Below are 1,389 nucleotides of genomic sequence, written 5' to 3' on the forward strand. Positions count from 1 at the left end.
CAGCACGTTATCTGGGAGCACACTGCTCCGTGTCCGGAGGGCTTTACCGGGCTGTAGAACGTATAGAGGGGCTTTCTGGTACAGCCCTGCAGATATTCACCCGCAACCAGCGGCAGTGGAAGGCCTCGCCCGTCAAGGAGCAGGAGGCTGAACAGTTCAGACAGGCCCTGAAGCAGTGGGGTGATTATCCTGTTTTGTCCCACGACAGCTACCTAATAAATCTGGCTTCTCCGGACAGGGAAATCCTTAAAAAGTCGGTGCAGGCATTTGCCGGCGAACTTAAACGTTGTGCCCTGCTGGGCATTCCCGGGCTGGTAACACACCCCGGGGCGCACAAGGGACAGGGCCTGGACAAGGGGCTGCAGGCATATGTCCTGGCCCTGGATGAGGCCCTGGACCTGGCCCTGCAGCAATGTCCGGAAAGTGCAGATGTTCAGGTTCTCCTGGAAACCACCTCCGGGCAGGGTACAGTCCTTGGTAGTACCTTCCAGGAGCTTGATTTCATTATCAGCACCAGCAAAAACTCCGACAGGCTGGGCGTCTGCTTCGACACCTGCCACGTGTTTGCGGCTGGTTATGATATGCGCACCCGGGAAAGCTACAATGCCACCATGCAGAACCTGGACAGTACTGTGGGGCTGCAGCGGGTCCAGGCTGTTCACCTGAATGACAGCAGTTATGGGCTGGGCAGCCGGGGAGACCGCCACGAGCATATCGGCAAAGGTGAAATGGGGCTGGAGCCATTCAGGCTGGTCCTTAACGATCCCCGGTTCTATGATGTACCCATGGTCATAGAAACCCCCAAGGACAAGGCCGGAAAATGGGACCTGGCAAACTTGAACCTCCTGCGGGGACTGGTTAGATAAGGTTTACTCGTGTTTTTAAAGCTTTCATAAATAAACGCAAATAGTAATGATTATCTATTGACAAAAAGCTCTGAAAAAAATATGCATATACAAGAGTCTGGCATTTGACATGCATCTGAAAAAATCATTTTTACACGCGCTCAGTACGTGTACAAATGACAAAATCCTGAGTTCAGGCTGCCCTCTCTGTGGCGAGCCATTTAGTGCTGGACAAAACCAAACCTTAGAGAATCTGAATAAGAAAGTGGATATTTGAACGAACCCCCGGCCTTAAGATGTATGAAAGAAAAGCGTTGGTGAGCAGATAAGACCGTGATGTACGTAGAAAAATGAAAATTTCAAGTTAAAGCAACATGTCGAAATGATTGAATTATATACAAACATAGTTATTTATGCTGGATTATAAACCATAAAAACGAAAAAGGAGAAACATCATGGCAGACAATCAGGGAAAACCCACAACCAATGATGCCGGAATGCCGGTATCCAGCGATGAGTTTTCATTGACCGTAGGCCCGGACGG

The 1,389-nt window shown here is 50.0% G+C and carries 1 protein-coding gene; it reads left to right on the forward strand.

What is annotated here, in order from left to right; all coding sequences use genetic code 11:
- Window positions 1-866, forward strand: an 866-nt coding sequence (locus tag D5S03_RS01370) for a deoxyribonuclease IV (protein ID WP_353745142.1), incomplete at its 5' end; no start/stop codon positions are given.
- Between the last annotated feature and the right edge of the window lie 523 nt (window positions 867-1,389).

The organism is Desulfonatronospira sp. MSAO_Bac3, from assembly GCF_003838035.1.
GTDB classification, from domain to species: Bacteria; Desulfobacterota; Desulfovibrionia; order Desulfovibrionales; family Desulfonatronovibrionaceae; genus Desulfonatronospira; species Desulfonatronospira thiodismutans.